This window comes from Rhizobium sp. WSM1328 (assembly GCF_057653715.1).
On the sequence record NZ_CM172788.1, the window covers coordinates 501,677 to 526,153 of the forward strand.

The 24,477-nt window shown below is 62.1% G+C and carries 25 protein-coding genes; 14 read left to right on the plus strand and 11 right to left on the minus strand.

Going from position 1 to position 24,477, the window contains the following annotated elements; genetic code table 11:
- Positions 1–5 precede the first annotated feature (5 nt).
- Both AC2444_RS02450 and AC2444_RS02455 read right to left on the minus strand, forming a co-directional pair.
- Complete coding sequence (locus AC2444_RS02450; RefSeq protein WP_012756191.1) at positions 6–698, minus strand: L,D-transpeptidase; 693 nt, start codon at positions 696–698, stop codon at positions 6–8.
- Positions 699–938: 240 nt separating this feature from the next.
- Positions 939–1,688, minus strand: coding sequence for a L,D-transpeptidase (locus AC2444_RS02455; RefSeq protein WP_012756192.1), 750 nt, complete (start codon positions 1,686–1,688; stop codon positions 939–941).
- A gap of 248 nt (positions 1,689–1,936) precedes the next feature.
- Here AC2444_RS02455 and AC2444_RS02460 point away from each other — a divergent pair, with 248 nt between their 5' ends.
- The gene (locus AC2444_RS02460) at positions 1,937–2,566 is read left to right on the plus strand and encodes a DNA-3-methyladenine glycosylase I (RefSeq protein ID WP_012756193.1); all 630 of its coding nucleotides are present in this window, start codon (positions 1,937–1,939) and stop codon (positions 2,564–2,566) included.
- A complete protein-coding gene (locus tag AC2444_RS02465) occupies positions 2,563–3,069 on the plus strand; it encodes a hypothetical protein (RefSeq protein WP_012756194.1) in 507 nt (168 codons plus the stop codon). The genes AC2444_RS02460 and AC2444_RS02465 overlap by 4 nt, the downstream gene beginning before the upstream one ends.
- A 19-nt stretch (positions 3,070–3,088) precedes the next feature.
- Here the strand turns inward: AC2444_RS02465 and AC2444_RS02470 are convergent, their stop codons facing one another.
- Complete coding sequence (locus AC2444_RS02470; protein ID WP_012756195.1) at positions 3,089–3,793, minus strand: HAD family hydrolase; 705 nt, start codon at positions 3,791–3,793, stop codon at positions 3,089–3,091.
- A 237-nt stretch (positions 3,794–4,030) separates the two neighbouring features.
- On the opposite strand from AC2444_RS02470, the gene AC2444_RS02475 reads away from it, so the two are divergent.
- Positions 4,031–5,080, plus strand: coding sequence for an aldo/keto reductase (locus tag AC2444_RS02475; protein ID WP_128449652.1), 1,050 nt, complete (start codon positions 4,031–4,033; stop codon positions 5,078–5,080).
- 64 nt (positions 5,081–5,144) lie between these two features.
- On the opposite strand, the gene copM is transcribed toward AC2444_RS02475, so the two are convergent.
- The 3 genes from copM to AC2444_RS02490 form a co-directional block, all read right to left on the minus strand.
- Positions 5,145–5,504 carry a CopM family metallochaperone gene (gene copM / locus AC2444_RS02480; RefSeq protein ID WP_012756197.1) on the minus strand — a complete coding sequence of 120 codons (360 nt, stop codon included), beginning with the start codon at positions 5,502–5,504 and terminating at the stop codon, positions 5,145–5,147.
- A gap of 75 nt (positions 5,505–5,579) precedes the next feature.
- Positions 5,580–5,945, minus strand: a complete 366-nt coding sequence (locus AC2444_RS02485) for a hypothetical protein (RefSeq protein ID WP_012756198.1) — start codon at positions 5,943–5,945, stop codon at positions 5,580–5,582.
- Between the two features lie 57 nt (positions 5,946–6,002).
- Positions 6,003–6,764 (minus strand): hypothetical protein, encoded by a 762-nt coding sequence (locus tag AC2444_RS02490; RefSeq protein ID WP_171815672.1) that lies wholly within the window; start codon positions 6,762–6,764, stop codon positions 6,003–6,005.
- Between the two features lie 130 nt (positions 6,765–6,894).
- Here AC2444_RS02490 and hisS point away from each other — a divergent pair, with 130 nt between their 5' ends.
- The 3 genes from hisS to hisG are packed head-to-tail and all read left to right on the plus strand — an operon-like array spanning position 6,895 to position 10,271.
- Complete coding sequence (hisS, locus tag AC2444_RS02495; RefSeq protein ID WP_012756200.1) at positions 6,895–8,415, plus strand: histidine--tRNA ligase; 1,521 nt, start codon at positions 6,895–6,897, stop codon at positions 8,413–8,415.
- A gap of 42 nt (positions 8,416–8,457) precedes the next feature.
- Positions 8,458–9,579 (plus strand): ATP phosphoribosyltransferase regulatory subunit, encoded by a 1,122-nt coding sequence (locus AC2444_RS02500; RefSeq protein WP_012756201.1) that lies wholly within the window; start codon positions 8,458–8,460, stop codon positions 9,577–9,579.
- On the plus strand, positions 9,576–10,271 hold the full coding sequence (hisG, locus tag AC2444_RS02505; RefSeq protein ID WP_012756202.1) for an ATP phosphoribosyltransferase: 696 nt from the start codon (positions 9,576–9,578) through the stop codon (positions 10,269–10,271). Before AC2444_RS02500 ends, hisG begins: the two co-directional genes overlap by 4 nt.
- Positions 10,272–10,349: 78 nt before the next feature.
- Here the strand turns inward: hisG and AC2444_RS02510 are convergent, their stop codons facing one another.
- Complete coding sequence (locus tag AC2444_RS02510; RefSeq protein WP_012756203.1) at positions 10,350–10,766, minus strand: DoxX family protein; 417 nt, start codon at positions 10,764–10,766, stop codon at positions 10,350–10,352.
- A 314-nt stretch (positions 10,767–11,080) separates the two neighbouring features.
- On the opposite strand from AC2444_RS02510, the gene AC2444_RS02515 reads away from it, so the two are divergent.
- On the plus strand, positions 11,081–11,791 hold the full coding sequence (locus AC2444_RS02515) for a glutathione binding-like protein (RefSeq protein WP_012756204.1): 711 nt from the start codon (positions 11,081–11,083) through the stop codon (positions 11,789–11,791).
- 63 nt (positions 11,792–11,854) lie between these two features.
- On the opposite strand, the gene AC2444_RS02520 is transcribed toward AC2444_RS02515, so the two are convergent.
- Positions 11,855–12,301 (minus strand): hypothetical protein, encoded by a 447-nt coding sequence (locus AC2444_RS02520; protein ID WP_012756205.1) that lies wholly within the window; start codon positions 12,299–12,301, stop codon positions 11,855–11,857.
- A 156-nt stretch (positions 12,302–12,457) separates the two neighbouring features.
- Between AC2444_RS02520 and AC2444_RS02525 the strand changes: the two genes are divergently transcribed.
- A complete protein-coding gene (locus AC2444_RS02525) occupies positions 12,458–12,790 on the plus strand; it encodes a hypothetical protein (RefSeq protein WP_162770438.1) in 333 nt (110 codons plus the stop codon).
- Between the two features lie 243 nt (positions 12,791–13,033).
- Here AC2444_RS02525 and groL read toward each other — a convergent pair whose 3' ends face one another.
- On the minus strand, positions 13,034–14,677 hold the full coding sequence (groL, locus tag AC2444_RS02530; protein ID WP_012756206.1) for a chaperonin GroEL: 1,644 nt from the start codon (positions 14,675–14,677) through the stop codon (positions 13,034–13,036).
- Positions 14,678–14,749: 72 nt separating this feature from the next.
- Positions 14,750–15,046 carry a co-chaperone GroES gene (groES, locus tag AC2444_RS02535; protein WP_003545797.1) on the minus strand — a complete coding sequence of 99 codons (297 nt, stop codon included), beginning with the start codon at positions 15,044–15,046 and terminating at the stop codon, positions 14,750–14,752.
- A 394-nt stretch (positions 15,047–15,440) separates the two neighbouring features.
- On the opposite strand from groES, the gene AC2444_RS02540 reads away from it, so the two are divergent.
- The 4 genes from AC2444_RS02540 to AC2444_RS02555 all read left to right on the plus strand — a co-directional run bounded on the left by AC2444_RS02540 (position 15,441) and on the right by AC2444_RS02555 (position 21,246).
- Complete coding sequence (locus tag AC2444_RS02540; protein WP_012756207.1) at positions 15,441–16,289, plus strand: TIGR01459 family HAD-type hydrolase; 849 nt, start codon at positions 15,441–15,443, stop codon at positions 16,287–16,289.
- Positions 16,290–16,320: 31 nt separating this feature from the next.
- Positions 16,321–17,304 carry a bifunctional riboflavin kinase/FAD synthetase gene (locus tag AC2444_RS02545; RefSeq protein WP_012756208.1) on the plus strand — a complete coding sequence of 328 codons (984 nt, stop codon included), beginning with the start codon at positions 16,321–16,323 and terminating at the stop codon, positions 17,302–17,304.
- Positions 17,305–17,591: 287 nt separating this feature from the next.
- Positions 17,592–20,483, plus strand: a complete 2,892-nt coding sequence (gene ileS / locus AC2444_RS02550) for an isoleucine--tRNA ligase (RefSeq protein ID WP_012756209.1) — start codon at positions 17,592–17,594, stop codon at positions 20,481–20,483.
- Positions 20,484–20,616: 133 nt separating this feature from the next.
- Positions 20,617–21,246 (plus strand): hypothetical protein, encoded by a 630-nt coding sequence (locus AC2444_RS02555; protein WP_012756210.1) that lies wholly within the window; start codon positions 20,617–20,619, stop codon positions 21,244–21,246.
- Between the two features lie 53 nt (positions 21,247–21,299).
- Here the strand turns inward: AC2444_RS02555 and AC2444_RS02560 are convergent, their stop codons facing one another.
- On the minus strand, positions 21,300–21,737 hold the full coding sequence (locus AC2444_RS02560; protein WP_012756211.1) for a nucleoside deaminase: 438 nt from the start codon (positions 21,735–21,737) through the stop codon (positions 21,300–21,302).
- 90 nt (positions 21,738–21,827) lie between these two features.
- On the opposite strand from AC2444_RS02560, the gene AC2444_RS02565 reads away from it, so the two are divergent.
- Positions 21,828–23,924, plus strand: a complete 2,097-nt coding sequence (locus AC2444_RS02565) for a pseudouridine synthase (protein ID WP_012756212.1) — start codon at positions 21,828–21,830, stop codon at positions 23,922–23,924.
- Entirely contained in the window at positions 23,905–24,465 is a 561-nt protein-coding gene (rsmD, locus tag AC2444_RS02570; protein ID WP_012756213.1) for a 16S rRNA (guanine(966)-N(2))-methyltransferase RsmD, read from the plus strand. Before AC2444_RS02565 ends, rsmD begins: the two co-directional genes overlap by 20 nt.
- The last annotated feature ends 12 nt before the right edge of the window (positions 24,466–24,477 follow it).

Here is a 24,477-nt window from a genome sequence, read left to right on the forward strand (position 1 = left end):
GTTGCTCAGCCGCCGAACATCGTACGCAGCACGTCGATGCCCCTGTCCTCGAATGCCACCTTGCCCTGCCTGTTGCCGGGGCCGATGACGATCACCTTGGTGCCGACGGGCGCGCGATCGTAGAGATGCGACACATCCTCGTTCATCATCCGGATGCAGCCGGAAGACATGTTGAGGCCGATCGTCCAGGGCTGATTGGTGCCGTGGATGCGGAAGATGGTGTCGCGGCCGCCCTGGTAGAGATACATTGCGCGGGCGCCGAGCGGATTGTCCTCACCGCCCTCCTGGAAAGCAGGAATCATATGTCCTTTGGCGGCTTCGCGGCGGCGCATCTCGGCCGGCGGCGTCCAGCCCGGCCATTCGGCCTTGCGGCCGATCTTGACGACCCCCGACCAGCCGAAGCCGTCGCGGCCGACGCCGATGCCGTATCGGGTGGCGCGATTGTTGCCTTCGACGAGGTAGAGATATTTGTTGTTGGTATCGATGATGACGGTGCCGGCGGCTTCCGTCGTTGCCAGGCGCACTTTCTTGCGCTTGAACTGCGGCTTCACATATTTCGGCATCTGCGCGACGCGCACGATCTGTGCCGGTGCCCGTGCATTGTCGGGCGCGGAGCCCGCAGGTGCTGCAAAGGCGGATGTAGACATCAAGGACAGGACAAGTCCGGCAGCAGCCAGACCCGGCATTAGTTTGATCATGATCGATTCCCCTCAAGCAAATCCGCTCGAAGCTACATGAACTTCTGCCTGATTCAAGATCGGTGTGGCCGGATACAGCAATTTTGGAGAAGGGGAGCCGGCTGTTCTTGCGGCTCCTACTGCATAATTTATCCTCAAATCGGAATCGACTTAAGGAAAAATTATGCAGCAATTTAAAGGATTACAGCGCCCCTTGCGCCTCTCGAAAAGACGCGCAGCACTGTAAGTATTGCGCCGCCGTTACATGACGATGACGCGGGTTCCGACATTGACGCGGTCGTAGAGGTCGACGACGTCTTCGTTGCGCAGGCGGATGCAGCCGGAGGAGACGGCGCTGCCGATCGACCAGGGGGCGTTGGTGCCGTGGATGCGGTAAAGCGTCGAGCCGAGATACATGGCGCGGGCGCCAAGCGGGTTTTCCGCCCCGCCGTCCATGCGCGCCGGCAGGTAATGGCCCTTGGCGGCTTCGCGGCTGATCATCTCGGAAGGCGGCGTCCAATCCGGCCATTCGGTCTTGCGGGTGATTTTGTGGGCGCCGGCCCATTCGAAGCCCGGCTTGCCGACGCCGACGCCGTAGCGCCGCGCCTTGCCGCCTTGCATCACCAGATAGAGGAAGCGGTTGTTGGTATCGATGACGATCGTGCCGGGCTTTTCCGTGGTATCGTAGTCGACCACCTGCGGCAGGTATTGCGGTTCGATCGGACGACGGATCGACGGGATGCCGGGATTGATCGCCGAAACGGTCTGCGGTGACACCTGCGGCGCCCGTCGGATGATCCGGCGCTGGAAAAGGCCGCGCTGCTGCGGCTGGACGACCGGCCGCTGATAGACGACGGGACGAACCCTGCCGCCGCCCAGTTGGTTGATCCACGGTGCGGTCAGATCGGGGCTGAGCACAACGGGCGGGCGGGTGGCGTAGCGGTCGTCTGCAATGGCGGCCGTGGAGAAAATCCCGAAGAGGGCTGCGGCAAGAACAAGCTGTTTCATCATCGGACGAACTCTCTACAAATGACCGAAAATGCGCTGGCGGGACATGTCCGCCCGGGCGGAGATGTTCCGCCCGGGAAAGACGCTGCCACCCAATCCGCCAGCGAATGGTAAAGATCGATTCACGAAAAGCCGACCGATCGGATAAACTTTTCGTCAGGGTTACCGTTCGGTTTGGAAAGACGGTTTGCAAATGGTAAAGCCGGAATCATGAGCAGAGAACGAAGCGGATCCCCGCAGAATGAAGGATCATGAGCGCGACAGGCATCATCATCGGCGAGGACGGCAGGAGCCGCTGCCACTGGCACGCCAATCTGCCCGACTATCTCCGCTATCATGACGAGGAATGGGGCCGCCCTGTCACCGATGATATCCGCCTCTTCGAGAAGATCTGCCTCGAAGGCTTCCAGTCGGGCCTTTCCTGGCTGACGATCCTGCGCAAACGCGAGAATTTCCGCGCCGCCTTTTCAGGTTTCGATTTCGACAAGGTCGCCCTTTTCGGCGAAGAGGATGTCGCTCGCTGCCTTGGCGATGCCGGCATCATCCGCCATCGCGGCAAGATCGTCTCGACCATCAACAATGCCAAGCGCGCCATCGAACTCCGCGGCGAATTCGGCTCGCTCGCCCATTATTTCTGGCGCTACGAGCCCGGCCATAACGAGCGGCCGGCGGTGGTCGACCGCGAGCACATCGTCGCCAATCCGACGACGCCGACATCGGTGGTCATTTCGAAGGATCTGAAGAAACGCGGCTGGACCTTTGTCGGCCCGACCACAGTTTATGCTTTCATGCAGGCGATGGGTCTCGTCAACGATCATCTGGAAGGCTGCTTCTGCCGGCCCGAGGTCGAGGCGATGCGCACTGCTCTGGTTCGCCCATGAAAGATCACGCCGTGAGAACACTGATCGCCGCCGCTGCCCTTTTCCTCCTGACCGTCTCCGCCATGGCGCAGACGCCGCAGCTCGATCCCGGTGAGAAGCTGGAGAAGCTGCAATTCCCGGCCGTCACCATGCAGTTGAAGGGCTGGACGAAGTTCGGCAATGGCCATGTCTATACGCTGCCGGTGCGAGCCGGTCAGCATATGAAGATCAGCTTTTCGACCAAAAGCAAATTTGCCTTCCTGGCGATTTTCGACCTGTCGAAACCCGATGACGAGGCCTTCTTCGGCACCGACGAGGACGGCATGAGCTTCGAGACGACGATCAAGGAAAACGCCACCTGGCTGCTGCGCCCCTATTATTCCAAGGTCTCGCCGCGCCGCGGCCTCGGCGCTCCCTTCAGCATCCTGATCGAGCCGTTGGCGGCTGCCCCGCAGCAGCCGAAACCGCCGGCCGAGCCGGAGCGCCCCTCGCTGTTCCCGAAGGCCCCGCCCAAGCCGCAATGAGGCAGAGGTGGCGCCCGGCTTAGCCGAGCCGGTCGATCAGGTCGCGCAATTCGCCGAGGTGGTCGATCTTGCGGAAACGCGGCGCCTCTTTCGGCTCGTCCACATGTTCCAGCACCCAGGTCAGTTCGTGTGGCACGAAGACGCCGTAGCTGCCGGCGGCGATCGCCGGCACGATGTCCGATTTCAGCGAATTGCCGACCATCATTGCCCGCTCCGGCCCGTCGCCGACCTTGGCGAAGATGCGGCGATAGGTGACCGCCGTCTTGTCGGAGACGATCTCGACGGCATCGAAGAAGTCGCCGAGCCCCGATTGGGCGAGCTTGCGCTCCTGGTCGAAGAGATCGCCCTTGGTGATCATGACAAGCAGGTATTTGCCGGCAAGCGCCTCCAGCGTGTCGCGCACATGCGGCATGGTCTCGACAGGATGGGAGAGGAGCTCGCGGCCGGTATCGAGAATCTTGGCGATCACGCCGGCCGGAATCTTGCCCTCGGTGATCTCGATCGCCGTCTCGATCATCGACAACGTAAAACCCTTGATGCCGAAGCCGTAGTGGCGAAGGTTGCGTTTTTCGGCCTCCAGCAGCCGTTCGGAAATCTTCGGTCCTTCGGCGAAATCGGCAAGAAGCCCGGTGAAATGGGCTTCCGTCAGCCGGTAATATTGTTCGTTCTGCCAGAGTGTATCGTCGGCATCGAAGCCGATCGTGGTCAGTGGTCGCGTCGTCATATGCGCACCTCTTAAAATATGGCCGGCAATCTATCGGCGGCCTGTGTCGAGACAAGGGCATAGCCTCCGCAGAGCCAAGCTACGGCGTTGAAAAGCGCCGACGCCGCACTACATGAAAATCGCCTCACCTTGCAGCCAGCCACGGCTGTGCCTGTCATATGCAGGCCAATAATCAAAAAATGAAGTTCAGTAGTTCGCAAGCCCCTCTTGCGGCAGACACAAAGGAATTTTTCGACCATGCGTTACAATCAACTCGGAAATACCGGACTTTTCGTCTCGGAAATCTGCCTGGGCACGATGACCTTCGGCGAAGCCAAGCAAGGCACTGCCTGGGGCGCCATCGCCGACGTCAATCAGAATGCCGCCGACCGGATCGTCGAGCGCTCGCTTGCATCAGGCGTCAATTTCATCGACACGGCCGACGTCTATTCGACCGGCGAGTCCGAAAGGTTGCTCGGCCAGGCGCTGAAGAACCTCGACATCCAACGCAAGGACGTCGTCATCGCCACCAAGGTCTACGGCGTCATGGGCGACAAGCCGAACGACCGCGGCGCCTCGCGCGGTCACATCATGGACTCGGTCGAGGCGAGCCTCAAGCGGCTGCAGACCGATCATATCGATCTCTATCAGATCCATGCGACCGATACGGTGACGCCGATCGAGGAGACGCTACGCGCTTTCGACGATCTCGTGTCCCGTGGTCTCGTGCGCTACATCGGCGTCTCCAACTGGCAGGCCTGGCGCATTTCCAAGGCACTCGGCCTGTCGGAGCGCCGCGGCTTTGCCCGTTTCGAAACCGTGCAGGCCTATTACTCCATCGCCGGCCGCGATCTCGAACGCGACATCGTGCCGATGATGCAGGAGGAAAAGCTTGGCCTGATGGTCTGGTCCCCGCTCGCCGGCGGTCTGCTCTCCGGCAAGTACGGTCCCGGCGCGCCCGGCAATGGTGAAGGCCGCCGCGCCAGTTTCGATTTCCCGCCCGTCGACAAGGACAAGGCCTGGGCCTGTGTCGCCGTCATGCGCGAAGTCGCCGAAAAGCACGGCGTCAGCGTCGCCACCGTCGCGCTCGCCTATATCCTGGCCAAGCCCTTCGTCACGACAGTCATCATCGGCGCCAAGCGTGTCGATCAGCTCGACCAGAACCTTGCCGCCGTCAAGCTGAAGCTCGATGAAGGGGATATCAAGAAGCTCGACGAGGTGAGCGCGCTTGCGCCCGAATATCCGGGCTGGATGCTGGCGCGACAGGGCGCCGGCCGCCGCCCGGCCGATTTCGAGCCGAAGGACTGACCTCGCCAACATAAGTCTTGGGGAACGCCGGACATCCGGCGTTCCCCTTTTCCTCAACGATCGACTACTTGCCGTGGGCCTTAAGCCAGGCGTTCATCTCGGCGATTTCGGCTTCCTGCGCCCTGATGACGGCTTCGGCGAGTTTGCGGATATCGGGATCTTTTCCGTATTGCAGCTCGATCCTGGCCATATCGATCGCACCCTGATGATGCGGGATCATGCCGCGGACGAAATCCGCATCGGCATCGCCGCTATAGTCGATCATCATATCCTTGTGCATCTTGGCGTTCGCCTCGCTGAAGGCGTGGCTCGCCGCATCGTGGTTGCCCATCGGCTTGCTCATGTCCATCGGCTTGTCTTTGGCAAGGACGGGAGCGGCAATGATGGCGAGCATTGCGGTGAGGGTGATGATTTTCAAAGACATGAGAGTTCCTTCCTCTGTCTGACAATAGGTTTGCCGGGCGGCTGGGCCACCCGATTGGCATGGATAGTCGTCGTGTCAGGACAGTCGGGGAGGGGGCGGCTGCGGCGTCGGCTTGTCGTCGTCCAGGGCGCGGGCAAGCGCCGGGGCGGGATAGCCGAAAATGGACTTTCCGCCATCCATGACCGTCACCGTCGCTGGCAGCAAAAGACAGGCGACGCAAAGCGGCATATGCGCGGAGTTGCCGGTGGCGCAAGGGTCTTTCAACGGATCGGCCGTATCAGCCGCCTCATGCCTATCCATGCCAGCCATCTGATGGTGCATGCCGTTTTCGACGACGACCGGCGCATTCATCGACGCACAGGTCGGGCAGCCGGCCCATGCGGACATGGCGCTGTAGACCAGCCAGCCGAGAAACATCGTGATGAGGGCGAGCATGCGCATGCTGTTTTATAGGCGAATGCTGGATACAAGCCAAGGCAATCGGCGGTCACATCCTGGTCACCAAGCAGCCATGACATTGTGCTCGATCCTATAATCCTTGCTCTCTTCGCCGAGCGGCGCGACCGGCCATGTCCAGGCGGCTTTTGCCGGCGGCGGCAAAACGCCATGCAGCAGGTCGGCCTCTTCATGCGTCTTGCCGTTGCGGTCGATGACGGCATAGGCGATGTCGGTTACCAGGCAGTTGCGGCAGGGAAGCCCCGAAAGCCCGGTCAGGTGCGCCGCGATCAGCCTTTCCACCGTGTCTTCAGGCATTCGCCCCGCCTCGGCCCCATGGCGCCGTTTCACACCGCGGCCGATCTGCGACAACAGGTTGGCGGATACCACCAAATCGAGATAGGGCACAGCACGCAAAAAGCCGAGCGGTTCGGGCTCGCGGCCGGCGGCGAGGTCGTCGTAGCCGGAAAGATCGCGCTCGATCAGTTGGACATTGCGATGGAACTTGGCCGACAGCCACAGGCGCACCGAGGCGAGATGAACGAGATCGACCAGGACGACGGTGTCGAAATCTCGCGCCAGCACTTCGATCGGTACATCGCGCAACAGGCCGGAGCCGAGGACGACGGCGGTCCGCTTCTGTCTGAGATCGGCCGTCGCCGCCAGGATCGCCTTCCGGCTCATCTCCTCATGTTCGGCCCAATCCGCCGCGCAGCGCCCGGCCCGCGACCAGAGATTGACGGAATAGCGGATGAACTTTCGATGCGGCTTGCCGGTCAGCGGCAAGGTTGCGGCATAGAGAAGCGCCTCAGTGATCATGAACATATCCGCATTTCTGATGGATGCCTCTTCGTTCAATCGATTCCGGTCTTGAGATCAAGGCCCTTCGCCCTTGCCGCTCCCCGCCCAATCCGCTAGGAAACCGCCACTGTCACAGTCAGTGGAATCCCCGGAAATGAACGACAAGCAGAAGAAACCGCAAAAGCTCAAGGCCCGCCTGCCGCGCGGCTTCGTCGACCGGACGGCCGGCGATATCCGCGCCGTCAACGAGATGACGGCAAAGATCCGGGAAGTCTATGAGCATTATGGTTTCGATCCGCTCGAAACGCCGCTGTTCGAATATACCGATGCGCTCGGCAAGTTCCTGCCTGACAGCGACCGGCCGAACGAGGGCGTCTTCTCGCTGCAGGACGATGACGAGCAGTGGATGTCGCTGCGTTACGACCTGACCGCGCCGCTCGCCCGTCATGTCGCCGAGAATTTCAACGAAATCCAGCTGCCCTATCGCACCTATCGCGCCGGTTACGTCTTCCGCAACGAGAAGCCTGGCCCCGGCCGCTTCCGCCAGTTCATGCAGTTCGATGCCGATACCGTCGGTGCGCCGGGCGTGCAGGCCGATGCCGAAATGTGCATGATGATGGCCGATACGCTGGAAGCCCTCGGTATCAAGCGCGGCGATTACCTCATTCGCGTCAATAACCGCAAGGTTCTGGATGGCGTGCTCGAAGCGATCGGTCTCGGCGGCGACGACAAGGCCGGCCAGCGGCTCAACGTGCTGCGCGCCATCGACAAGCTCGACAAGTTCGGCCCGGAGGGCGTGGCCCTGCTGCTCGGTCCCGGCCGCAAGGATGAATCCGGCGACTTCACCAAGGGTGCTGGTCTCGACAAGGAGCAGATCGACAAGGTGCTGTTCTTCGTCGGCATCACGGACTATGCCGAAAGCGTTGCCCGCCTCGCCGAGCTGGTTGCGGGAACCGCCAGGGGTGGCGAGGGCGTCGACGAGCTGAATTTCATCGGTGCGCTGGTTACCAGCGCCGGTTATGGCCCTGACCGCATCAAGATCGATCCCTCGGTTGTCCGTGGCCTCGAGTATTATACCGGCCCGGTCTATGAGGCCGAACTGACCTTCGACGTCACCAATGAAAAGGGCGAAAAAGTCGTCTTCGGTTCGGTCGGCGGCGGCGGCCGTTATGATGGCCTCGTCTCCCGCTTCATGGGCCAGCCGGTTCCGGCGACCGGCTTTTCGATCGGCGTCTCCAGGCTGATGACAGCCCTGAAGAACCTCGGCAAGCTCGGCGCCAGTGAGGTCATCGAGCCGGTGCTGGTGACCGTCATGGACGGCGATGTCGAGGCGATGGGCCGCTATCAGAAGATGACGCAGGAACTGCGCGCCGCCGGCATCCGCGCCGAGATGTTCCAGGGCAACTGGAAGAAGTTCGGCAATCAGCTGAAATATGCCGATCGCCGCGGCTGCCCAGTCGCCATCATCCAGGGCGGCGACGAGCGCGCGACAAGCGTCGTGCAGATCAAGGATTTGATCGAAGGCAAGCGGCTCTCCGGCGAGATTGAAGACAATGCCAGCTGGCGCGAGGCGCGCGTGGCGCAGGAGACGGTCCCGGAAGCCGACCTCGTCGCCAAGGTCAGGGAGATCCTTGCTGCGCAGGCCGAGGATCGGAAGCGAGCGGCGAATGTCTGAGGCATTTCCGGCACGCCCGTCGCCTATTATACGGAGCGCAGCATGCCCCTGATCAATCTCCCCGAATTTGCCAACGACCTCATCGCCGAATTCGACGCGCGCAACGCCGAGCGCATCGATACGCCTGTCATCCAGCCGGCCGAACCTTTCCTTGATATCGCCGGCGAGGATCTGCGCCGCCGCATCTTCATGACGGAGAGCGAAACCGGCGCCAGCCTCTGCCTACGTCCCGAATTCACCATCCCCGTCTGTCTGCGCCACATCGAGACGGCGACCGGCACGCCGAAGCGTTATGCCTATCTCGGCGAGGTTTTCCGCCAGCGCCGCGACGGCGCCAATGAATTCTATCAGGCCGGCATCGAGGATCTTGGCGATATCGACCTGTCAAACGCCGACGCCCGCGCCATCGGCGATGCCACCGGCATTCTCGCCCGCCTGCTGCCGGGCCGCCGCTTAGCCGTGACATTGGGCGACCAGGCAGTGTTCGAGGCTGTCGTCCAGGCGCTCGGCCTGCCGCTCGGCTGGCAGAAGCGCCTGATCCACGCCTTCGGCAATATGACGCAGCTGGAAGCCCTGCTTGCCAGCCTCGTCAGCCCGCAATTCGTCACCGGGCTGGACGACGATATCGCCAGGCTTGTCGCATCAGACGACGAGCAGGCGCTGGTCGCCTATCTCGAGCGGGAGATGCAGAAGACCGGCTATTCGACGAATGCCGGCCGCTCGGCCCTGGAGATCGCCCGAAGGCTCAAGGAAAAGCTCATCCTGTCCGAAACGCGCCTCGACGATGCGGCCTTCCGTGTTTTGGAAGAGTTCCTGTCGCTCGACGTGCCGCTTATCAATGCTTCCGCAGCCCTTTCCGGTTTTGCCGATGCTGCCGGCCTGAAACTCGGCAACGCGCTCGCCCGCTTCAATGGCCGCGTTGCAGCACTTTCCAATGCCGGCGTCGATCTTTCCTGCCTCGACTACCGCGCCGCCTTCGGACGGCCGCTCGACTATTACACCGGCCTCGTCTTCGAGGTGACGGTGGAAGGCTCGACCGCGGTGCTCGCCGGCGGCGGCCGCTTCGACCGGCTCCTGACCTTCCTGGGTGCGACGGACCGTATTCCGGCCGTCGGCTTCTCCTTCTGGCTCGACCGCATCGAAACCGAAAGGGCAGCCGCATGACCATCACCATCGCGCTTCCCTCCAAGGGCCGGATGAAGGAGGACGCTTCGGCGATCTTCGAACGTGCCGGCATGACGATCTCGGCTGTTGGCAACGATCGCTCCTATCGCGGCCGCGTCGAAGGCTGGGACGATGTGGAAATCGCCTTCCTTTCGGCGTCCGAAATCTCCCGCGAAATCGGCAACGGCACGGTCGATTTCGGCGTTACCGGCGAGGATCTGATGCGGGAAGGTTTTGCCGAGGTCGACAAGCGCGTCGAATTCTGCGCCCGCCTCGGCTTCGGCCACGCCGATGTCGTCGTCGCCGTGCCGGAGATCTGGCTCGATGTCGACACCATGGCCGATCTCGTCGACGTCGCGGCCGATTTTCGCGCCCGCCACTCCAGGCGCCTTGCCATCGCCACCAAATACTGGCGGCTGACCCAGCAGTTCTTTTCGAGCCAGCACGGCATCCAGCTGTATCGCATCGTCGAAAGCCTGGGCGCCACCGAGGGCGCTCCCGCCTCCGGCTCGGCCGATATCATCGTCGATATCACCTCCACCGGCTCGACGCTGCGCGCCAACCATCTGAAGGTGCTCCAGGACGGCGTCATCCTGCATTCGCAGGCCTGCCTCGTGCGCGCCCGCAAGGAAAGCCACGCCGGCGAACCCGCTGTGCAGGCGATCATCGATGCGGTGCGTGCCGCCCTCTGATCTCAGTCATGAAGGCAAAAGAAAAACCCGCCGTCGGATGACGGCGGGTTTTGTATGTCCGGGAGGATGTCTCTGGTGTCAGGCGGTTGCGTAGGCGCCGCGCCGGGCGTCGAGCGAGTAGGCGCCGGCACCGACGGTGGCGAGCAGTATGTACGCGCCGGCCAGCGTGATATTCTTCATGACCATGATCTGGTTGAGAATGTTCACGAGTTCCGTGCCACTCGCGTAGGGCAGGTGGAAGGCAATGCCCGTGAAGACACAGAAGGCGGCGAGCAGCCAGCCGGCAATGCGGACCTGGAGGCCTGTGAGAACCGCAAGGCCGGCCAGCAGTTCGAAAAGGCCTGCGACATAGGCCAGCAGGGTTGCTGCCGGCAGGCCGGCACCGGCGATCATGCCCGCAGTACCGGCAGGATCGGTGAGCTTCATGAAGCCGGAAAGGATGAACATGAAGGAAAGAAGAATACGGGCAATCAGGATGATGACGTTGTTCGACATGGACGTTGTCTCCGTTTCAAGGACTTTGGAGATCTTGGTGCCCCAGCACCGGTTCGACCTCGGATGCCTCTATGTCGCTCTTTTCTTGCGTTGTGGAAAGATAAACGAAAGGGGACACTTCGTTCACTAATATGGAACGATCTCCAAAGCGCGTCGCGTTCGACCGGATTCATGCGACGCGGTTGGATCTTTTGTGGTCATGCGTGTCGTTGGCCCAAAACCGCAGCACACTTTTGGGCGACATGCATTAGCTGCCCCCGCTTGCCTTTGCCAAGCCGGGTCTCTTATGGTCGACGCCCAACATGGAGACTCCGATGGCAGATCTTTCCGCATTTCCGATCACGACGCGCTGGCCGGCAAAAAATCCCGACATCATCCAGCTCTATTCCCTGCAGACGCCGAATGGGGTGAAGGTCTCGGTCGCCCTCGAAGAGCTCGGCCTCGCCTATGAGCCGCATTACATTTCCTTCGCCGCCAACGATCAGAAGTCGCCGGAATTCGAATCTCTCAACCCGAACGGCCGCATTCCGGCGATCATCGATCCGAACGGTCCGGACGGGAAGCCGATCGGCCTTTTCGAGTCCGGCGCGATCCTGCTTTATCTCGCCGAAAAAACCGGCAAGCTCATCCCTGCTGATGCCGCCGGTCGCTACGAAACCATCCAGTGGGTGTTTTTCCAGATGGCGGGTATCGGCCCGATGTTCGGCCAGTTCGGGCATTTCCATAAATTCGCCGCCGACAAGGTCGCCAACAATTCCTATCCGGTCGAGCGTTATCGCGATGAATCCAAACGGCTGCTCGGCGTGCTCGATGACCGGCTGAAGGGTCGTCAATGGATCATGGGCGATCAATACACGATCGCCGACATCACCACCTTCACCTGGGTTCGCGGCGCCGATATTTTCTATGGCGGCCGCGAGGTGCTCGAATACGCAAAATTCCCCGCCGTCTCGGATTGGCTGGAGCGCTGCATCGCCCGCCCGGCAAGTGCCAGGGGACTCAACATACCGGTCAAGCCGGAGTAACGGACGGATCGCTGCAAAGTAGAAAGGCCGCCCTCGAGGCGGCCTTTTATCTTGATGTCCGGCCTATCGCCGGCTTGTGATCTGCTTTGTGCCTTCCAGCTTGAAGCGCGGAAAGACGAAGACGCCGACCATGCTGCCGCTGTATTTCTGCTCGAGACCGTTGGACTCGCCCATGCAGAACAGCGGCTGGCGCAAGCCGTTCGGCATGATGATCGTCGTCGAAAAACAGAAGGAGGAGCAGAGCGTCGCCGCCTGCTCGAACAGCTCCAATATGTGGCTGCGGTCCTTGGCATCATAGCAGCGGATCAGGCTGAGCAGTCCGCATTCCCGTGCGGCAAGGCCGTGCAGCATCGCGCTCCATTCGCCGAGACGGAGCATGCCGCTCGAAAAATCTCCAGTCCAAGCTTCGGAAACGGAAAACTGCGCCAACATCTCGTGATTTTGATTGGCGTCATCAAACGAGCCGGGTGTCAAAGGTACGGCTGCATTGGCTCTGGCGATCTTAAACAAGGCGTTCCCCCGTTCGGATGCGGCTCCCGCCGCACGCTCGGCAAACACAAAGAAACAGGATCACGCAGCAGCGGGCATGATGCCCGCGCTTCATCCGGCGATGATTGCCACGGCCATCTGGCCTCCGTAACCGGGGCCCTTCGAAGCCGAACGTTCATGCATCGCCTTCCGCGCCCCGGCCTCGTCTATTGGCGAAAAATTATCGCCGGGCGCACTTTAATTGCAGCGCGGATTTATAGGGGCTTTTGGACAAACGGCAACGGCTTTTTAAGGGGTATTCGGATCGGCTTCATTCTGGGGGTGCCCGCATCTTCGGCCTATTTCGCCAGAATTGGCATGGGAAGATCATCTTTGCGAGCGTTGCAAACGTTTTCACTCTGCGTCAGGCCGGAAATCGTGCCGCAACTCAATGATCTCTCGCATGTCGGTGGGCTGAGAAAGACGCAGGCAGCGCAAGCCTCGCGCAAGCTTCGTGCCCGGGGCCTGTAAGAGGGAGCCGGGCGGGCGTTCGTCGGCTATGCAAATCACTGTGCCGCACGTCGAATCGCTTTGGGCAAAAGAAAAGGGCGACCCGAGGGCCGCCCTTCCTGTTCCGGATGCCGGAATGGTGGTCAGTGATGGCTTTCGCCTATCACATCATATCCATTCCGCCAGTTCAGCGCGCTTGACGCGCTGAACCATCTTAGATGATGGGCGGTTTCATGAACGATGCTGTGAAAGGCCGTTGGCCTATCACATCATGTCCATTCCGCCCATTCCGCCCATTCCGCCCGGCATGCCGCCGCCAGCCGATTCTTTCTTCGGCAGTTCGGCAATCATGGCTTCGGTGGTGATCAGCAGCGATGCGACAGAAGCAGCGTTCTGCAGCGCCGTGCGAACGACCTTGAGCGGGTCGACGATACCCATGGCGATCATGTCGCCATATTCGGACGTCTGGGCGTTGTAGCCGTAGTTGTCTTCGTTCTTGTCGAGGACCTTGCCGACAACGATCGAGGCTTCGTCGCCTGCGTTTTCAGCGATCTGACGAACGAGCGACTGCAGGGCGCGGCGAACGATGTTGATGCCGGCTTCCTGGTCGTCGTTTGCACCCTTGACGGTGATCTTCGTGGAGGAGCGGAGCAGAGCGATACCGCCGCCGGGGACGATACCTTCCTGAACGGCAGCGCGGGTCGCGTTGAGCGCGTCGTCGATGCGGTCCTTCTTTTCCTTCACTTCGACTTCCGTCGAGCCGCCGACGCGGATGACGGCAACGCCGCCAGCGAGCTTGGCAAGACGTTCCTGCAGCTTCTCGCGGTCGTAGTCGGAGGTGGTTTCTTCGATCTGGGCCTTGATCTGGGCAACACGGCCTTCGATGTCGGTCTTAGCGCCCGAACCGTCGACGATCGTGGTGTTTTCCTTGGAGATCGAAACCTTCTTGGCACGGCCGAGCATGTCGAGCGTGACGGATTCGAGCTTGATGCCGAGATCTTCGGAGATGACAGTGCCGCCCGTCAGGATGGCGATGTCTTCGAGCATGGCCTTGCGGCGATCGCCGAAGCCAGGTGCCTTGACGGCAGCAATCTTCAGGCCGCCGCGCAGCTTGTTGACGACGAGCGTAGCGAGGGCTTCGCCTTCGACGTCTTCAGCGACGATGAGGAGCGGCTTGCCGGTCTGAACGACGGCTTCGAGAACCGGGAGCATCGACTGCAGGTTCGAGAGCTTCTTCTCGTGAAGGAGAATGAAGACGTCTTCGAGGTCGGCGATCATCTTTTCCGGATTGGTCACGAAGTAGGGGCTGAGGTAGCCGCGGTCGAACTGCATGCCTTCGACGACTTCGAGTTCGGTTTCGGCGGTCTTGGCTTCTTCAACCGTGATGACGCCTTCGTTGCCGACCTTCTGCATGGCTTCAGCAATGTCGAGACCGACCTGCTTGTCGCCATTGGCCGAAATCGTGCCGACCTGTGCAACTTCTTCCGAAGTCGAGATCTTCTTGGCCTTGGCCTGGAGATCCTTCACGACGTCGGCAACAGCAAGGTCGATGCCGCGCTTCAGGTCCATCGGGTTCATGCCGGCTGCAACGGCCTTGTTGCCTTCGCGAACGATCGCCTGGGCAAGAACGGTAGCCGTCGTGGTGCCGTCGCCGGCGATGTCGTTGGTCTTCGAAGCAACTTCGCGGACCATCTGGGCGCCCATGTTTTCGAACTTGTCTTCGAGTTCGATTTCCTTGGCGACGGAAACGCCGTCCTTGGTGATGCGCGGCGCGCCGAAGGACTTGTCGATGATGACGTTACGGCCCTTCGGGCCGAGCGTGACCTTCACTGCATCGGCGAGAATGTCGACGCCGCGCAGCATCTTTTCGCGCGCGGTGCGGCCAAACTTGATTTCTTTAGATGCCATATTCTTAACTCCTGAATTCGAGTTGTTCGGGCAAAGAGCCCGTCAGCCATTTCGGGAAAGCAGGTCGGCCGATCAGCCGATGATGCCCATAATGTCGGCTTCCTTCATGATCAGAAGGTCTTCGCCGTCGATCTTGACTTCGGTGCCGGACCACTTGCCGAACAGGATGCGGTCGCCAGCCTTGACGTCGAGTGCGACGACCTTGCCGGACTCATCGCGCGCGCCGGAGCCGACGGCGACGATTTCGCCTTCCTGCGGCTTTTCCTTGGCGGTATCGGGAATGATGATGCCGCCCTTGGTCTTGGCTTCGGACTCAACGCGGCGAACAACGACGCGGTCGTGAAGGGGGCGGAAGTTGGTGCTTGCCATTGTCTAATCCCTCGATCGAATGACATTCGCGGGCCGGATTGGCCCACATGGATAGATGTTAGCACTCCCTTGCGGTGAGTGCTAGCGACGAGCATTTAGGGATGGCTCCGAGAGGAGTCAATGAGAGCAATCACGAATTTTTGTGCCGGAATTGTGAAGATGCCGGAGAATAGTCGGAGATTGCGGCCAAAACCTCGGCGCAGCTGAACTTTGCCGAACTCGTCCGCGCTCGGCGATCTGCCGCTTCGCGATAATCGTCAAAACCCTTTGCCCTTCCGCTCCTCCGGATCGCCGTTCGAGCTCTACGCATTGGCCCGGCGGCGAAGAAAATGCCTTGCCATCGTCTTGCGCCTTTGCAATGTCACCGGTGACTGAAGCAAATCGGGAAATCGGAATGGCTAAGCGGATAGAAAACTTCTCGGAGATATCAGGTCGCTATGATGTGGTGCTCTGCGATGTCTGGGGCGTCGTTCACAACGGCGTCGATCCGTTCCCGAAGGCGGCCGCAGCCCTTGAAGCGGCACGCGAAAACGGCCTCGCCGTTGTCCTCATCACCAATTCGCCGCGCCTTTCCTGGCAGGTGGTCGATCAGTTGCGCCAGATCGGCGTTCCCGACAGTGCCTATGACAGGATCGTCACCTCTGGCGACGTCACGCGCGGGCTGATCGCCGAAGGGCCGAAGACCGTCTTTCTGCTCGGCCCCGAGCGCGACAAGGCGCTGCTCGAAGGCATTGGCGTCGAGCGCCGGCCGGCGGGCGAAGCGCAATCGCTGGTCTGCACCGGCTTTTTCGACGACGAGACCGAGAAGCCGGAGGATTACACCGACATGCTTCTCGATTTCAAAGCCCGCGACGTGCCGATGATCTGCGCCAATCCCGACCTCATCGTCGAGCGCGGCCATCGCATCATCCCTTGCGCCGGCGCCATGGCCGCCTATTACGAGCAGCTCGGCGGCAAAACCCGCATCGCCGGCAAGCCGCACCGGCCGATCTACGAGGCGACGCTTGCGGCTGCCCGCGAGCTTCGCGGCGATTTCCCGGTCGATCGCGTGCTGGCGATCGGCGACGGCATGCCGACCGACGTGCGCGGCGCCTTGAATTACGGCCTCGACCTCCTCTACATCAGCGGCGGTATCCACGCTAAGGAATATACTCTCAACGGCGAGACCGACGAGGCGATCCTCAACGCCTATCTCGAACGGGAAAACGCCGCGCCGAAGTGGTGGATGCCCCGCCTTGCATGAAGACACGCCTTGCATGAAGAGAAGCCAGCCGATGACCGTCTTCCACCGCAATGAAACCCGGGAACCCCTACCCGCCCATCTAAAGGGCGGCGTCATTGCCATCGGCAATTTCGATGGCGTGCACCGCGGCCATCAATCGGTGCTGAGCCGGGCGCTCGAGATCTCCAAGGCGCGCGGTATCCCCGCTTTGGTGCTGACATTCGAGCCGCATCCGCGCACGGTCTTCCGGCCGCAGACACCGGTCTTCCGCCTGACGCCGGCGCCGCTGAAAGCCCGTATCCTGGAAACGCTGGGCTTCAGCGCCGTCATCGAATATCCCTTCGACTACGAATTCTCGCAGCGCTCGGCCGATGATTTCATCCATTCGATCCTGAAGGATTGGCTCGGCGCTTCCGAAGTGGTCACCGGCTTCGATTTCCATTTCGGCCGTGGCCGCGAGGGCGGTCCGGCCTTCCTGATGAATGCCGGCCATACCTACGGCTTCGGCGTCACCCTGATCGATGCCTTCCGTGACGAAAACGCCGATGTCGTCTCTTCGAGCCATATCCGCGCGCTCCTGAAGGAGGGCAATGTCAGTGAAGTCGCCGGCATGCTCGGTTACCGCTATACGGTGGAAGCCGAGGTGATCGATGGCGAAAAGCTCGGCCGCCAACTCGGTTTTCCGACGGCCAACATGCGCCTGCCGCCGGAGGTCGATCTTGCCGCCGGGATCTACGCCGTCCGCTTCCGCCGCCAGGACGGCACGCTCCACGATGCCGTTGCAAGCTATGGCCGCCGCCCGACGGTCACGGAAAACGGCGCGCCGCTGCTGGAAACCTATCTTTTCGATTTCAGCGGCGATCTCTACGGCCAGCTCTGCTCCGTCTCCTTCTTTGGTTATCTCCGCCCCGAGCTGAAATTCGACGGCCTCGATCCGCTCGTCGCCCAGATCAAGCGCGATGAGGAAGAGGCGAGGGCGCTGCTTGCGGGTGTCAAGCCACTCGGCGCGCTTGATCGGAAACTGTGCTTTTCCTGAGGTCGCCTTGAGTGCGGCTGTCGCTGCGGCCACCGGCGATTCCAGCCGTTGAAGCGGATTGCCAACCGCGAATTCTTCTCTTCCTTTTCCCGGCAAAAACGCCTATGAACCGGCGCGATGACGAAATATCGGCTGGCAATGATGATGCGAATTATCGGCCCGGCCTTCCGCGCGCGCTAAGCGGCCGGAAGGTCCGGGTTTTTGGCGCTTGGTAAGAGCGCTTCCGTCACCAGCTATTTCACGCCCGTTGCGCCCCTTCCTGGGCCGCCAGAAAACGATTGTCAGACATGACCGATACAGCCGAAAAGATCGACTATTCGAAGACCCTCTATTTGCCCGAGACCGATTTTCCCATGCGCGCCGGCCTGCCGCAGAAGGAACCGGAACTCGTCAAGCGCTGGCAGGAGATGGGTCTCTACAAGAAACTGCGCGCTTCCGCCGCCGGCCGCGAGAAATTCGTCCTTCACGATGGCCCTCCCTATGCCAACGGCAACATCCATATCGGCCATGCGCTGAACAAGATCCTCAAGGACGTCATCAACCGTTCGTTCCAGATGCGCGGCTACGACGCCAATTACGTGCCCGGCTGGGATTGCCACGGCCTGCCGATCGAATGGAAGATCGAAGAGAAGTACCGCGAGAAGGGCAAGAACAAGGACGAGGTCCCGGTCAACGAATTCCGCCGGGAATGCCGTGAATTCGCCGCCGGCTGGATCAAAGTCCAGGCGGAAGAGTTCAAGCGCCTCGGCATCGAGGGCGACTTCGACAATCCCTATACGACGATGAATTTTCACGCGGAATCGCGCATCGCCGGCGAACTCTTGAAGATCGCCGCAAGCGGTCAGCTTTATCGCGGCTCCAAGCCGATCATGTGGTCGGTCGTCGAGCGCACGGCGCTGGCAGAGGCCGAGGTCGAATACCAGGACTATGAGAGCGACACGATCTGGGTGAAATTCCCAGTCGTCGAAGGTCCGGTCGCGCTCAAGGATGCGTTCGTGGTCATCTGGACGACCACGCCCTGGACGATCCCCGGCAACCGCGCGGTCTCCTTTTCGCCGCGCATCTCCTACGGCCTCTATGAAGTGACGGCCGCCGAGAACGATTTTGGTCCGCGTCCCGGCGAAAAGCTGATCTTTGCCGACAAGCTGGCCGAGGAATCCTTCGCCAAGGCCAAGCTGCAGTATAAGCGCTTGAGCGATGTCTCTGCAGCCGACTTCGCAGCGATGACCTGTGCCCATCCCTTCAAGGGTCTCGGCGGTGGCTATGAATTCCGCGTGCCGCTGCTCGATGGCGATCACGTCACCGATGACGCCGGCACCGGCTTCGTGCACACCGCACCCAGCCACGGTCGGGAAGACTTCGATGCCTGGATGTCGGCTGTCCGCGCGCTTGAGGCCCGCGGCATCGACACCAAGATCCCGTTTCCGGTCGACGACGGCGGCTTCTACACATCAGACGCCCCCGGCTTCGAGGGCGCCCGCGTCATCGACGACAACGGCAAGAAGGGCGATGCCAACGACCGTGTCATCAGGGAACTGATCGCCCGCGGCGCGCTCTTTGCCCGCGGCCGGCTGAAGCACCAGTATCCGCATTCCTGGCGCTCGAAGAAGCCGGTCATCTTCCGCAACACGCCGCAATGGTTCGTCTATATGGACAAGACCCTTGCCGACGGCACGACGCTGCGTTCGCGCGCGCTGGGTGCGATCGATGATACGCGCTTCGTGCCCGCCGCCGGCCAGAACCGCCTGCGCGCCATGATCGAAGGCCGTCCTGACTGGGTGCTCTCGCGCCAGCGCGCCTGGGGCGTGCCGATCGCCGTCTTTGCAGACGATGATGGCGATGTCCTGGTCGACGAAGCCGTCAACGCCCGCATCCTCGAAGCCTTCGAACATGAGGGCGCCGACGCCTGGTTTGCCGAAGGCGCCAAGGAGCGTTTCCTCGGCAATGACCACGACCATTCCCGCTGGACCCAGGTCATGGATATCCTCGACGTCTGGTTCGACTCTGGCTCGACGCACACCTTCACGCTCGAAGACCGCCCGGACCTGAAGTGGCCGGCCGATCTTTATCTCGAGGGATCCGACCAGCATCGCGGCTGGTTCCATTCGTCGCTGCTGGAATCGGCGGCCACTCGCGGCCGCGCGCCTTATAACGCCGTCCTCACCCATGGCTTCACCATGGACGAGAAGGGCGAGAAGATGTCGAAGTCGAAGGGCAACGTCACAGCACCTCAGGAAGTGATGAAGGACGCCGGTGCCGATATCCTGCGCCTCTGGGTGATGACCTCGGATTATGCCGACGACCTGCGCGTCGGCAAGACGATCATCCAGACCAATGTCGATGCCTATCGCAAGCTGCGCAACACCATCCGCTGGATGCTCGGCACGCTCGCCCACGACAAGGGCGAGGAGATCGCGCTTGCCGACCTGCCGGAGCTGGAGCAGCTGATGCTGCACCGGCTGGCCGAGCTCGACGAGCTGGTGCGCGAGAACTACGATGCCTTCGACTTCAAGAAGATCGCCCGCGCGCTGATCGATTTCGCCAATGTCGAGCTTTCGGCCTTCTATTTCGATGTCCGCAAGGATGCGCTCTATTGCGACGCGCCGTCGAGCCTGCGCCGGCGCGCCAGCTTGCACGTCATCCGCCAGATCTTCGATTGCATGGTGACGTGGCTTGCCCCGATGCTGCCCTTCACCACCGAGGAGGCCTGGCTGTCGCGCAACCCGTCCGCCGTTTCGGTGCATCTGGAGCAGTTTGCCCCGGTCGCAAAGGAATGGCGCAACGATGCCCTGGCCGAGAAGTGGAAGAAGATCCGCACCGTCCGCTCGGTTGTGACAGGCGCTCTGGAGATCGAGCGCAAGGACAAGCGCATCGGCTCCTCGCTGGAAGCGGCTCCCGTCGTTCATATCGCCGATCCGGAACTGCTGAAGGCGTTGGAAGGCCAGGACTTCACCGAGGTCTGCATCACCTCGGCAATCGAGATCAAGGTCGGCGAAGGACCAGGGGATGCTTTCCGCCTGGCGGAGGTGCCTCAGGTCAGCGTCGTGCCGAAGCTTGCAGAGGGTGAGAAATGTGCCCGCTCCTGGCGCATCACCAGGGATGTCGGTTCCGATCCCGAATATCCCGATGTTTCGGCCCGCGACGCTGCTGCCCTTCGTGAGCTTGCCGCACTTACGTGAAGAATATTGCCGGATGAATTGCGTTTTCGCGGTTCATCCGGTAAAAGCTGCCTGAAAATGGCCGGATTTTTGCGTCAGGGGGACGGTTGTCCGGTTGGGCGATGATTGCACCGGCAGGGCTGGAAGGGTTTTCATGTTAGCAACGCATTGGTTCCGTATGGGCGCCTGCCTGTCTGTTGTAGTGGCGGGATGCTCCCTGGTGTCCGGTTGCGCCAGCAGCCCGACCTACGGCACCGACAAGACCGCCATGGAGCAGCTGACCGACGATCTCGGCCAGTCGGTGTCTTTGACCGGTCCAGACCCGAAGAACAAAGGCGTCAAGTACACGCCGCGTCCAACGCTGGTGCTGCCGGCTCAGGCGCAGAAAGAGACCCTCGTTGCGCCGCAGCAGACGGTCGCCAACAAGGACAATCCGCAGTGGCTTGAATCGCCGGAGGAGACCCGTGCTCGTCTCGTTTCGGAAGCCGACGCGAACGAGGACAATCCGAATTACCGCTCGCCGCTCGCAAGCTCTGCGATCGAAGGCGGCCGGCGCACGACGGAAGCTCAGACCAAGGCCTACCGTGAAGCCCGCGCCCTGCAGAAGGGCTCCTATGTCGATCAGCGCCGCTATATATCCGATCCGCCGCCCGGCTACCGCACTGTCGACGATCCGGCAAAACTCGATGATGTCGGCGAGCCCGAACTCAAGAAGCAGAAGAAGCGCAAGAAGGATGCAGCCGTCGCCAACACCGGCAAGCAGTGGTGGAACCTCCTGCAATAGCGGCTTTTTCGGCGCGCCGGCAAGGATGACGGCGCCGCGCAGAGGCGCTGGGATTACGGTGCCTCTCTCCTTTGCGAAAAGAACCTTCGCAGCAGATTGGCCGATTGGACCTCGTTGAAGCCGGAATAGACCTCCGGGGCGTGGTGGCAGGTCGGCTGCCCATAGAATCGCACGCCATTGTCGACGCCGCCGCCCTTCGGGTCCTCGGCGCCGTAGTAGAGCCTGCGGATGCGCGCAAACGAGATGGCTGCCGCGCACATGGTGCAAGGCTCCAGCGTCACGTAGAGATCGGCGCCGGCAAGACGTTCCTGTCCGAGCGCTTCGCAGGCGAGCCGAATCGCGGCGATTTCGGCGTGTGCGGTGACGTCTTTGAGCTCGCGCGTGCGGTTTCCAGAGCGTGAAACGGCAATATCGTCGATAACGACGACGGCGCCGATCGGCACCTCTCCGCGTTCTCCGGCGGCACGCGCTTCTTCGAGCGCCATCTCCATGAAACGATTTGTCTTCACGATCGCAAGAATTTCCACTTAACCGCAGATGCGTGACCTGATAGACAGGCCCAAAAGGCAGGCAAACAACAAATGACACCCAAAGACAAGCCAAAACGCCCGGGCGCAAAGCCCCTTTCACGGGATATCAGGTCGAAAGCCGGCCCGAAGGCGGACGGCGACAAGCCGGCAAAGCCTGCGGTCGCACGCGCAATCGCCGCCGAAACCGATAGTGACGCCAAGGCCGAACGCATTTCCAAGGTGATGGCGCGTGCCGGCGTCGCCTCCCGCCGTGACATCGAACGCATGATCATGGAAGGCCGTGTGACGCTGAACGGCAGGGTGCTCGACACCCCCGTCGTCAACGTCACGCTCGCCGATCGCATCGAAGTCGACGGCGTGCCGATCCGCGGCATCGAGCGCACCAGACTGTGGCTCTATCATAAGCCCACCGGCCTGGTGACCACCAATGCCGATCCGGAAGGCCGCTCGACCGTCTTCGACAACCTGCCGGAAGAATTGCCGCGCGTCATGTCGATCGGCCGCCTCGATATCAACACCGAGGGCCTGCTGCTCTTGACCAATGACGGCGGTCTCGCCCGCGCGCTCGAGCTGCCGGCGACCGGCTGGCTGCGGCGTTACCGTGTCCGCGCCCATGGCGAGATCGATCAGGACGCGCTCGACAAGCTGAAGGACGGCATTGCCGTCGACGGCGTGCTCTACGGCTCGATCGAGGCGACGCTCGACCGCACGCAGGGCTCGAACGTCTGGATCACCATGGGTCTTCGCGAAGGCAAGAACCGCGAAATCAAGAACGTTCTCGGTGCGCTCGGCCTCGACGTCAATCGCCTGATCCGCATTTCCTATGGCCCGTTCCAGCTTGGCGACCTGCCGGAAAGCCATGTCGTCGAAGTGCGCGGCCGCACACTGCGCGACCAGCTCGGCCCGCGCCTCATCGAGGAAGCCAAGGCGAATTTCGACGCGCCGATCTACAATACGACGGCGGTCGCTGCCGAGGAAGAGGCAGAGCCGGCAGCACCGGAAAAGCGCGAGCGTCCGCGTCGCGACGAGGACAAGCGCGAACGGGCGCTGAGCCGTCTCGATACGAAGCGCGACGACCGCCACGGTGGGGCGCGCAAAGAGGACGATCGCCGCGACGGCGGCCGCAGGGACGACGAGAAGCCGAAGCGTCCCCAGCCGCTCGGCCAGCGCCGCAGCGCCAATGTCTGGATGGCGCCGGGCGCCCGGCCGCTCGGCGAAAAGGCAGCGGCGAAAGCCGCCAAGAATGCGCAGACTGCGCGCCGGCGCGGCGAGCAGGCGCCGGCAAAGAATGATCGCATCGAGGATCGCCCGCGCACGCAGGTGAACCGCGTGCGCGAAGAGGATGGCGAATGGATCCGCTCGAGCGAGCAGCCCCGCGGCAAGGATGAGGGCGAAGGCTTCGGCCGCAAGCGCGGCTTTGGTGATCGCCCCGCCCGCGAAGACCGCGGTTCTGGCGACCGCCCGGCGCGCGGCGACCGGCCGTTCGGTGATCGTCCCCCGCGTGGTGATCGGCCCTTCGGCGACAAGCCGCGCGGCGATCGCAAGCCGCGTGCGGATGGCGACGAGCGTCCTCGTGCCGCGAGAAGCCCTGCCGGTGAGGGCCGTTCTGAGCGTCCGCGCGGCGACCGCCCCTTCGGCGACCGTCCTTCGCGTGGAGACCGCCCCTTCGGCGACAAGCCGCGCGGTGATCGCAAGCCGCGTGCGGATGGCGACGAGCGTCCTCGTGCCGCCAGAACCTCCCCCGGTGAGGGCCGTTCTGAGCGTCCGCGCAGCGACCGCCCCTCCGGTGATCGTCCTTCACGTGGAGACCGGCCCTTCGGTGATAAGCCGCGTGGCGATCGCAGGCCGCGCGAGGACGGTGATGAGCGTCCGCGGGCAGCCAGAAGCTTTGCCGGCGAGGGCCGCTCCGAGCGTCCGCGCGGTGACAAGCCTTCGGGTGACAGGCCTTCTGGAGACAGGCCGCGCGGCAAGGGCTTTGCGGCCAAGCCCAGCGGGGCGAAACCTGGTGGGGCCAAGAGTTTTTCCGGCAAGCCGAAAGGCACCAAGCCGGGCGGGGACAGACCGGGCGGCGACAGGCCTGCGGGCGGGCCGTCCAGAGGTGGTGCTAAAGGAAAAGGAATGACGCGCGGTGCGGATCGTCGGCGGTGAGTTTCGCGGACGGCCTCTCGCCGTGCCAAAATCCAACGAGATCCGGCCGACTGCCGACCGGACGCGCGAGAGTCTGTTCAATATATTGAGCCATGCCTATCCGGAATGCGTCGATGGCACCCGGATTCTCGACCTTTTTGCCGGCACCGGCGCCGTCGGCCTCGAAGCGGTTTCACGCGGCTGTCGCCATGCGCTCTTCGTCGAAAACAGTGTCGAGGGCAGGGCGCTGCTCTGGGAGAACATCGATGCGCTCGGCCTGCATGGCCGCACGCGCATCCTGCGCCGGGATGCGACCGATCTCGGCAGCGTCGGCAATCTCGACCCCTTCGACGTGCTCTTTGCCGACCCACCCTATGGCAAGGGTCTCGGCGAAAAGGCGATGGCGGCAGCGGTCGAGGGCGGCTGGCTGCGGCCAGGCGCAATCGCCGTGCTCGAAGAACGGGCCGATATTGTCGTTTCCGTCCATCCTTCCTATGTCTTCCTCGAAAGCCGCATCTTTGGCGATACGAGGGTGCATTTCTTCCGATATCAGCCGCAATAAGCGGGGGCGGGC

Excerpts from the sequence above, each read along its gene's own strand:
- groL (WP_012756206.1), bottom strand. The coding sequence starts at position 14,677 with ATGGCATCTAAAGAAATCAAGTTTGGCCGCACCGCGCGCGAAAAGATG.
- AC2444_RS02555 (WP_012756210.1), top strand. The coding sequence starts at position 20,617 with ATGTTAGCAACGCATTGGTTCCGTATGGGCGCCTGCCTGTCTGTTGTA.
- AC2444_RS02485 (WP_012756198.1), bottom strand. The coding sequence starts at position 5,945 with ATGCGCATGCTCGCCCTCATCACGATGTTTCTCGGCTGGCTGGTCTAC.
- AC2444_RS02565 (WP_012756212.1), top strand. The coding sequence starts at position 21,828 with ATGACACCCAAAGACAAGCCAAAACGCCCGGGCGCAAAGCCCCTTTCA.
- AC2444_RS02560 (WP_012756211.1), bottom strand. The coding sequence starts at position 21,737 with ATGGAGATGGCGCTCGAAGAAGCGCGTGCCGCCGGAGAACGCGGAGAG.
- groES (WP_003545797.1), bottom strand. The coding sequence starts at position 15,046 with ATGGCAAGCACCAACTTCCGCCCCCTTCACGACCGCGTCGTTGTTCGC.
- AC2444_RS02540 (WP_012756207.1), top strand. The coding sequence starts at position 15,441 with ATGGCTAAGCGGATAGAAAACTTCTCGGAGATATCAGGTCGCTATGAT.
- AC2444_RS02470 (WP_012756195.1), bottom strand. The coding sequence starts at position 3,793 with ATGACGACGCGACCACTGACCACGATCGGCTTCGATGCCGACGATACA.
- AC2444_RS02490 (WP_171815672.1), bottom strand. The coding sequence starts at position 6,764 with ATGTTCATGATCACTGAGGCGCTTCTCTATGCCGCAACCTTGCCGCTG.
- hisG (WP_012756202.1), top strand. The coding sequence starts at position 9,576 with ATGACCATCACCATCGCGCTTCCCTCCAAGGGCCGGATGAAGGAGGAC.
- AC2444_RS02515 (WP_012756204.1), top strand. The coding sequence starts at position 11,081 with ATGGCAGATCTTTCCGCATTTCCGATCACGACGCGCTGGCCGGCAAAA.
- copM (WP_012756197.1), bottom strand. The coding sequence starts at position 5,504 with ATGTCTTTGAAAATCATCACCCTCACCGCAATGCTCGCCATCATTGCC.
- AC2444_RS02500 (WP_012756201.1), top strand. The coding sequence starts at position 8,458 with ATGCCCCTGATCAATCTCCCCGAATTTGCCAACGACCTCATCGCCGAA.
- AC2444_RS02545 (WP_012756208.1), top strand. The coding sequence starts at position 16,321 with ATGACCGTCTTCCACCGCAATGAAACCCGGGAACCCCTACCCGCCCAT.
- AC2444_RS02450 (WP_012756191.1), bottom strand. The coding sequence starts at position 698 with ATGATCAAACTAATGCCGGGTCTGGCTGCTGCCGGACTTGTCCTGTCC.
- AC2444_RS02475 (WP_128449652.1), top strand. The coding sequence starts at position 4,031 with ATGCGTTACAATCAACTCGGAAATACCGGACTTTTCGTCTCGGAAATC.
- hisS (WP_012756200.1), top strand. The coding sequence starts at position 6,895 with ATGAACGACAAGCAGAAGAAACCGCAAAAGCTCAAGGCCCGCCTGCCG.
- AC2444_RS02525 (WP_162770438.1), top strand. The coding sequence starts at position 12,458 with ATGCATCGCCTTCCGCGCCCCGGCCTCGTCTATTGGCGAAAAATTATC.
- ileS (WP_012756209.1), top strand. The coding sequence starts at position 17,592 with ATGACCGATACAGCCGAAAAGATCGACTATTCGAAGACCCTCTATTTG.
- AC2444_RS02510 (WP_012756203.1), bottom strand. The coding sequence starts at position 10,766 with ATGTCGAACAACGTCATCATCCTGATTGCCCGTATTCTTCTTTCCTTC.
- AC2444_RS02465 (WP_012756194.1), top strand. The coding sequence starts at position 2,563 with ATGAAAGATCACGCCGTGAGAACACTGATCGCCGCCGCTGCCCTTTTC.
- AC2444_RS02460 (WP_012756193.1), top strand. The coding sequence starts at position 1,937 with ATGAGCGCGACAGGCATCATCATCGGCGAGGACGGCAGGAGCCGCTGC.
- AC2444_RS02455 (WP_012756192.1), bottom strand. The coding sequence starts at position 1,688 with ATGATGAAACAGCTTGTTCTTGCCGCAGCCCTCTTCGGGATTTTCTCC.